Origin of the sequence: Lyngbya sp. CCY1209, from assembly GCF_035615495.1 — a bacterium.
In the GTDB taxonomy this organism is placed as follows: domain Bacteria; phylum Cyanobacteriota; class Cyanobacteriia; order Cyanobacteriales; family Microcoleaceae; genus Limnospira.
In genome coordinates, this window is sequence record NZ_JAJENU010000551.1 from 1 (window position 1) to 313 (window position 313).

The following is a 313-nucleotide window of genomic DNA, read 5'->3' on the forward strand; positions in this document are numbered from 1 at the left end:
GCGGTGTTATCGTTTCCGGCGATATCCGCTGCCACATTAGCCGCGATATCCACGGTCACTTCCCCATCGGCGTCGGGGGTGATGTCGAAGGTGTAGGTGATGTTGTCGGTGGTTTGCAGGTTGTCGGCGCTGCCGTTGTTGACGGTGATATCCGATACGTCGAACCCGCTGACGGCTTCGCCGAAGGTAGCCGTTACGGTGAAGGCGGTATTGATTGTCTCCTCGGCATCCGTGGCGAGTGTCACCGTGGGGGCGGTCGAGTCCGCCGTCCGGGTGAGTTGGGTGGCGGCAATGTTATCGTTTCCGGCGATAT

General features: G+C 60.1%; 1 protein-coding gene. It reads right to left on the reverse strand.

Features of this window, described 5'->3' with window-relative positions; genetic code table 11:
- A partial coding sequence (locus LKE08_RS19160; protein ID WP_324705855.1) for an Ig-like domain-containing protein occupies window positions 1–313 on the reverse strand: 313 nt, incomplete at both ends.